The sequence below is a fragment of the Rhodopirellula sp. UBA1907 genome (assembly GCF_002337565.1).
Lineage (GTDB): Bacteria > Planctomycetota > Planctomycetia > Pirellulales > Pirellulaceae > Rhodopirellula > Rhodopirellula europaea.
The window spans coordinates 47,772-54,584 of the sequence record NZ_DDGH01000072.1; the positions used below are offsets into that span (position 1 = coordinate 47,772).

General features: G+C 57.0%; 6 protein-coding genes. 1 reads left to right on the forward strand and 5 read right to left on the reverse strand.

Annotation, left to right across the window (positions count from 1 at the left end):
- Positions 1-266: 266 nt before the first annotated feature.
- The 4 genes from surE to B2R17_RS15550 all read right to left on the reverse strand — a co-directional run bounded on the left by surE (position 267) and on the right by B2R17_RS15550 (position 4,290).
- Positions 267-1,112, reverse strand: a complete 846-nt coding sequence (gene surE / locus B2R17_RS15535; protein WP_286764699.1) for a 5'/3'-nucleotidase SurE — start codon at positions 1,110-1,112, stop codon at positions 267-269.
- A 49-nt stretch (positions 1,113-1,161) separates the two neighbouring features.
- On the reverse strand, positions 1,162-1,884 hold the full coding sequence (locus tag B2R17_RS15540) for a hypothetical protein (protein WP_008658831.1): 723 nt from the start codon (positions 1,882-1,884) through the stop codon (positions 1,162-1,164).
- 167 nt (positions 1,885-2,051) lie between these two features.
- Positions 2,052-3,065 carry a mechanosensitive ion channel family protein gene (locus tag B2R17_RS15545; protein WP_286764700.1) on the reverse strand — a complete coding sequence of 338 codons (1,014 nt, stop codon included), beginning with the start codon at positions 3,063-3,065 and terminating at the stop codon, positions 2,052-2,054.
- 109 nt (positions 3,066-3,174) lie between these two features.
- Complete coding sequence (locus B2R17_RS15550; protein ID WP_286764701.1) at positions 3,175-4,290, reverse strand: GNAT family N-acetyltransferase; 1,116 nt, start codon at positions 4,288-4,290, stop codon at positions 3,175-3,177.
- Between the two features lie 98 nt (positions 4,291-4,388).
- Here B2R17_RS15550 and B2R17_RS15555 point away from each other — a divergent pair, with 98 nt between their 5' ends.
- The gene (locus tag B2R17_RS15555; RefSeq protein ID WP_286764702.1) at positions 4,389-5,909 is read left to right on the forward strand and encodes a PDZ domain-containing protein; all 1,521 of its coding nucleotides are present in this window, start codon (positions 4,389-4,391) and stop codon (positions 5,907-5,909) included.
- Between the two features lie 9 nt (positions 5,910-5,918).
- Here the strand turns inward: B2R17_RS15555 and B2R17_RS15560 are convergent.
- Positions 5,919-6,813 (reverse strand): triphosphoribosyl-dephospho-CoA synthase (locus B2R17_RS15560; RefSeq protein WP_286764703.1); only part of this gene is annotated, 895 nt, incomplete at its 5' end.

A 6,813-nucleotide genomic window follows, 5' to 3' on the forward strand; every position in this document is an offset into this window, starting at 1 on the left:
CTCTCACACTGAGCCCCATCCTTCCCTCCCGTCTCGCCTCGTGGCTCTTTTTCCACGTCGATTGAGACCGAATTGGTTGGATCTTTGAAGCAAATGCTTCACGTGCCGAGGCTGTCCCAAGCCTTCACGTTGCGCCGGTGCGACACATCAGGTGTGCAATCAGGGACCAGTGTGGACATGCGGCTGGTTGGAAATCGTCCGCCGCATGAGATCTTTCGTTTCGCAAATTGCGAAAATCGATTCGCATCTCCAGCGCGCTTCGTATCTCAAGCGGGATAGGGGCTGATCCGACTGATCGTCAGATTGCCCGAAAAACATCGCTCAACGTCCGTGCCCGAAGACCTGGGCCGTCCATGGAAATCCGATTGGATCTGGATCGGCTGACGTTCCACTCGCCTAGGCAATGCTTCCGAACCGGTCGCAGATTGAGACGTCTCCGGAACCTCCGCTGGATCTTTGAGCGTCCCAGCTCGCTGCATTGGTTTTCGCTCCACTTCGCAATCGAACATCGGCGGCAAATCCGTGTCCGGATCAATTGCTGGCAAATTGACGTTCCACAATTGCCCCGGTTGATGCTCGGAATCGTTTGTCGGCAATCCGCCGGCGGAATTGCCGGGCAACGTCACTTCGCGAAAGAATGAGTCCAAAACGGGCCTGAGCCATCGCCCCGTATGATCCCAAGTCTTGGGCACATCCGGACGTCGGTAGTGCGAAACCGCCATGCTGTGGACACCATGCAGTGCCGCTTCGCGGGCGGCGGCAAATGTTCCGCTCACCAGCAAATCAACACCCAGGTTGGCTCCCGCATTGATTCCTGAGAACACCAGCGAAGCATTGGGGCACAGCACCGTCATGGCAGAACGAACACAATCGACCGGAGTTCCGTCGACCGCGAACCATCGGGATTGCAGTTCGGTGACGGCCAAGTCTCGGGTGGTCGTCACGCTGTGCCCACACTCGCTGCGTCCTCGATCGGGTGCGACCACCGTGAGGTCATAGCGATCTTCGTTGTCGGACATTCGAATCCATTCCGAAATCGCCTGATGCATTGCAAGCAAACCGGGTGCATCAATCCCATCGTCATTGGTCAATAGAATCGCGGTGCGTTGCATCAGCGGATCAGAGTCTTTGGCCGGAAGTAGATGTTCGATGAGGTCTTGTTCAGCGAGGTTTGCGTCGAATCAACGCTTGCGTCGCCGACACCAACGAGGGCATTTCGCTGGGACGAGGATCAGGCGGGATCTGAACAAAATAGTTCGCGTCGATACCCATCACTTCCCGGCGTGTCGCTGATTGGCGTGGGTCTTCGTCCAAGAACAAAGACGCCATCTCGAAGTCGCGGTCCCAAAGAATTTGATCTGCCAGAGACTCGATCAATTCATCCCACGCCGCCGTGTCTAGCGAGTGCAGATCTGGGATCCGGAATTCCGTTGGCATCACCTCGTCGACATGAATGACTTCGCCCGTTTTACGTTCCATGCCCAGCAAGTCATCGCGGACCAGACAATCAATTGCCGCGTCCCGGATCAATTGCCGCCAGTAAACGTTTTCGACGTCCAACGACAAATCCATTTCCATCTCCACGTGATGGTGCAGCTCCGAAAACAGAGCTGCCACGGTGGCTTCGGCAATGGCGCTGAGCGGCATGCCCTCGGGCGTGGGCTCCAACAAGTGCTGCGCAACGTCATGCAACAAGGCAATCTGTTGTTCGCTGTGCAGATTGTCGAACAGTTCGATCCCGGTCTCGCAGGACCAATCCGTATCGGGCTGCCATTCTTCATCGAACTGCATCAGCAGATCTTCGAGCAACGACTCAATCAATCGCTGCATCAATTCCGCTTCGGCACCTTCGAGCGTGCGATCGCCTTGGCTGGTGTGCCACATGGTCGTACCGATTGATGGTGTGATGGAACGGCATCTAACGAAAAAAGGCCACCGATCTGACTCGGTGGCCTCAGCATACTTCACAGCATCACCGCCGGGCTAGCCGACGGCGATTCTGATCATGGATTCGCCATTTGTTCATCGTTCCACGAAAGGGTGCATCAACCTCAACCAACCATGCGATCGGCGCCCCGTCGGGTCGGCCGAGTGCGTCCGGCTTTTTCAGCATTTGCAGCTGCGTCTGCAAATTGATGCACGTGCACATCCATTTGAGGGAACGGAATACCGATTTCTGCCGCATCCAGTTGCGTTTTGATTTCGCCTGTCAAAGCCTCGGTCATCGGCCAAAAATCTGAGCTGGCAACCCACATGCGGACTTTCCAATTCACGGCACTGTCACCCAAACCAGCCAGCACGACAGCGCTGCCTCGATTTTCGCCTTGGATCACATTGGCAGACAACTGATCGACCGCGTTTTGAAGTGCAGTTCGAGTGGTTTGCAGGTCGGCGGAGTAGTCCACACCGACGGGCACTTCGACACGGCGATGTTGATGGTGACTTATGTTTTCAATTGTTCCACCCGCGATTGCGCTGTTGGGAACGATGATGCGTCGGTTGTCAGGGGTGTCCAACGTCGTCGTGAACAAATCGATTTCATCAACCTTGCCTGTCACGCCAGCCGCGTTGACAACGTCACCGACTTTGAACGGACGAAACACCAACATCAAAACGCCGGACGCAAAATTGCTGAGCGTTCCTTGGAACGCCAAACCGACGGCAAAGCCTGCCGCGGCCAACATCGCGGCCAATCCGCCCAGAGGTGCACCCAGCTTCGTCAGCACACCGCCAACGACGGCGAACATGATCGAGTAGAAAACCATCTTGCCGACGAACTTGCCAAGCGTTTCATCCACGCGTCGACAAACCGGCCGACTGATGACTCGCATCAAATACTTGGCCACCAAGTATCCGATGAAGATGACAAACAAACCCAAACCCGCTGATAGAAGTGCGGGTGCGAGATGTGTGGTGGCGTAATCCGTCAAACCATCGAAGTTGCCTTCGGTCATTTGACTGACCAGGTCCGACGTTGCATCCGCAAAACTTGGAGTGGAAGGATCGGTGGCTCCCAAGTTCATCTCAGAAGCAATGGTGGATGGTGAGATACTGGTTTCGGTCATAGCGAATCACGACAGCGCACGGAGCGGAAATAGAAGGCACGTTCTGCAGAACGTCGATACCTCATTCCAGCGAGGGGATTCAAGATCGATGCACACTTGTTTCCTGTTCTCAGCTGGTTGTATTCCTCGCCCAAACCGACTCACGCAGAACAGTTTGCATCGGCAAACGCAGGTATGCATCGCGTGCCGGACGATTGGTTCGATCCACGGCAAGAATCATTCGCGAAGCGGACTCCTCACGACAGCACTCAAGCGCCAACGAAAGGATGTCACGCGAAAATCCACGACCGCGAGCCTCGGGAACTACGCCCATGTAGACGACTTCCAAAACCGATGCCGAATCGCCGCCGTGACGTGCCATCAACAAGCATCCAATGGGATCGTCGCCCGGACGTTCGGACAACATGAACCACAGATCCGGTGCGTAGGTGGGCACGCCTTGGTAGCCATCCATGATCTCCGCCGCGGTCCGAAATTGTTCTAGCGAGGGACAATCCATCGACCCCTGATATGTCAGCTGAACCAAAGCACGAATCGCCTTCATTTGCTCTTCGTCATCGGCGTCGACGGTTCGGGCGTGCAATTGGGTCGGCGCATCCAACAAGTCAAAAGAAGACGAGTCAGTCAAATCGAGAGCGAGATACTCCAGGTCACCGACCTTGGAAAATCCCATCCACTCCGGCCACACGCCCGGTAAGTGGCTGGACCGAGCGGAGTCGCCTTCCGCGAGCGATGGATCATCCGCATCAGAAGCGGAATTTTCCTGCGGCCAAGCGGTCGCCCACTGCAGAAATTTGATTCCCCGCTGCTGGCAAATCTGACCAAGTGTCCGGCCAAGCCCATCAGCCAATCGTGAATTCTGGGTTTCTCGGTCGATCATGCGAGCGGGCTGGTCCGCCGCGACAACGATTGGGCCGGCGTGCAGCACCGTCGCCATATCGCTGTTGGGTGTTCCCAGAACAATCGCGATCGCGTCGGAGCTCTCGCTGATCAGCAAAATCAGGTCGTCGGTGACTTGGCGTGAAATTGCCGACCGAATCTGGTCCGTCACCATCACCGCTCGAGCCGGCGGGATTTGAGCGAGTGCCGGCGGCAGCAGCGTGGGAAGCTCGGCCAGAGAAAATGGGCGAAAAAGCGGTATCCGGTCGGATGCATCGCCAGAATTGGTCGCCTGGGTGCCGTTGGAAGGCTCGTCAAACCCGAATTGGTTGGCGTTCCCCATCATTCTCTCTATGATCGATTGACCGCGTCCTTCCGCGTTCCCTCCCACCCGTCGGGAGGCAAATTGTCGAAGGAACCTTCAGTCCTAAAATTGAGATAAAAATGCTTCGATCACGTCGACGCTCGAACTGGATTCGCTGGGCCGTTTGCCTGTCGATGGTTTCGTGCATTCATGCGATCGACGCATCGGATGCGTCGGCTCAACGTCTGCTGGAACGTTTGCGAAATCGCATTCAAACCCCGCCGCCGTCGCCGCTTCAACAACCACCGTACCAGAATCCCGCCACCACCAACCGCGCCAATTCGGGACGAAACCGAACGTTGGCCACACCGTTCCCAAGAACCAATTCGTCCGCCGATCGCCGAGCCCCGGCGACGCAGCGTCCCCCAGCCGCGACGAACAGGCAATCCACCGTGACGGGGCGTGGTGGTGAGATCGCGTCAGAGAACATCGAGTTCGGCATGCGAGTCTCGCCGGCGGTTGTCGGCGGATACCAAGGCCTCCGCGTCGATGGCTTTTCATCTGACTCTCGCGCCGATGAAGCTGGTGTTCGACCGGGAGACTTGATCGTATCGATTGGCAACTCGCGGACACGTTCGCTCGATGAAGCCGTTGCCGCTCTCGACGACATCCGGCCGACACCAGGAAAAGAACCTTTCGTCGCGATGCAATTGTTTCGAGGCGGCCGTTTGTACCGCGGAAATGTTCCGGCGATCGCCAATGAACGCATCTCAGCCAAACCACCGATCACACTTCCTGATACCGGCCGAAGTGTTTTGGACGACTCCGAAGCAAACAGGAATCGTCCGCAAGACAACGAGTTTCCGGCGCCGCAACTCCCAGCACCAGCGACCAACCGTCTGCCGCCACCAGCCAACAACGCGGGCCCCACCCTCGCTCGTTCGCGCGGTTCACTTGGCATCGAAGTTCGCGATGCGACACCTCAACGTGGCGTCATGATTGTGTCGGTTCCTGATGGGACCGCGGGCAAAGTCTCGGGACTCTCCGAAGGAGATCGGATCGTCTCGGCATCTGGTCGTCTCATCCGTGGAACGGACGACTTGCTTCGTGAGATCTCAGTTCTTCAACCCGGTGACGAAATCGAGTTTGGTTTGATTCGCGGTGACGCAATGCTTCAAAAGCAAATTGAAATGGGCGGCCCAGGCGGCGAGCCCACGCGTTCCGCCATCGCCAATGCAACTCCCGCGGCAGCGGATACCAACGGGGAAGACTCCGACGCGGGCGAAGCACCATCGAGCGGCTTCCTTGGCGGTATGGGATCGATGTTTGGCAAGATGCTCGGTGGCAACGCTTCGACAGCACAAGCACCCGCCAGCGAAGAGCTTCCGCCGCCGAACGCTGAACCCAAGGCGACATTCACGTTGCCAGCTCCCGCCGAATCCCTGCCTTCGCCCAAGCCGACTGCGGAACCATCGGTCGAAGCCGATCCGTTGGCGTTGCCCAGCGATTCCCTCACACCGAGCGTCGAAAGTCTTCCGCCTGCAAAACCAGCTCCCGTGTCAAAACCGGAATCGTTGCCGGCTGAACCAAAGCCGCCGACGGTGGAAGAGTTGCAACGCGAAATCCAACGTTTGAAGCAGCAACTGCAAGCGAAGGAATGACGTCGGAGATCAACCGCGCATCCGCAAGCAGACATAAACGGCAGCGGCAATGAAGTCCGCTGTCGTGCCAGGATTCAAACGGTGAGCTTCGCTCCGCAAATACGCGTCGAACTCACTGATCGATTTGAGTTCCCCAGTGCCGAGTCCCCCCGTGCGTTCGAACTCGTCCAAGCACCGCTTGGCTCTTTGGCGGACTTCTTGTTCGATTTCGCGGCCATTCTTCCGCGCGATCAAAGAGTCACCGCGACCGGCCAGCAATCGCAAATGAGCCAGCGAAATGCCTGATAGCAGATCGCCCGTTTCGCGGACGGACGCCTCCACGATCGGCACAACATCAGCAAAGAAACTCTCAAAACCGTTCGCGTATTCAGCCGCGATCAAGTCGCGATCCTTTGCCGCTCGCATCCCGGACATCACGTCGAACGAATCGGTCAACGATTGAACATCCAGCGATGGGTCTTCCGGTTGATAGTCCCCATCGATGCCACCGGCCGACGCTTTCGCGATCGCTTGGCCAAGTCGATGACTTTGTTCTTTGTCGATGTTCAACAGAACGTTTGCTGTCGCGTCACGCCAATCATTCAACGTCCATGAAGAGCTTGCCGTCCGCTGCTGTTCTTCCGCCAACACGATCGGCCCCAACAGCAACGCGATTCCTAGATTGACGTTCGTGTTTGTCTTGCGTCGTGTTTGTTCGATCAACGAATAAACTCGATCGCCCAAACCCGATGAAGCCACGGTCAGCTCACTAGCAGCGATTTCGGCGGCCGAAACAAAATCTGCAAAGCAGAGACCATCAAACTTAGCGACCGGATGAACGTTGCCCGCTTTCGGTGCGGTCGCTTCCAGCACGCAAGCGTACTGGATCGCATCGGCTGGACCGCCGAGTGTGTTCGCGATCCAC

Coding starts and splice junctions, on each gene's coding strand:
- B2R17_RS15540 (WP_008658831.1), bottom strand. CDS start 1,884: ATGTGGCACACCAGCCAAGGCGATCGCACGCTCGAAGGTGCCGAAGCG.
- B2R17_RS15555 (WP_286764702.1), top strand. CDS start 4,389: ATGCTTCGATCACGTCGACGCTCGAACTGGATTCGCTGGGCCGTTTGC.
- surE (WP_286764699.1), bottom strand. CDS start 1,112: ATGCAACGCACCGCGATTCTATTGACCAATGACGATGGGATTGATGCA.
- B2R17_RS15550 (WP_286764701.1), bottom strand. CDS start 4,290: ATGATGGGGAACGCCAACCAATTCGGGTTTGACGAGCCTTCCAACGGC.
- B2R17_RS15545 (WP_286764700.1), bottom strand. CDS start 3,065: ATGACCGAAACCAGTATCTCACCATCCACCATTGCTTCTGAGATGAAC.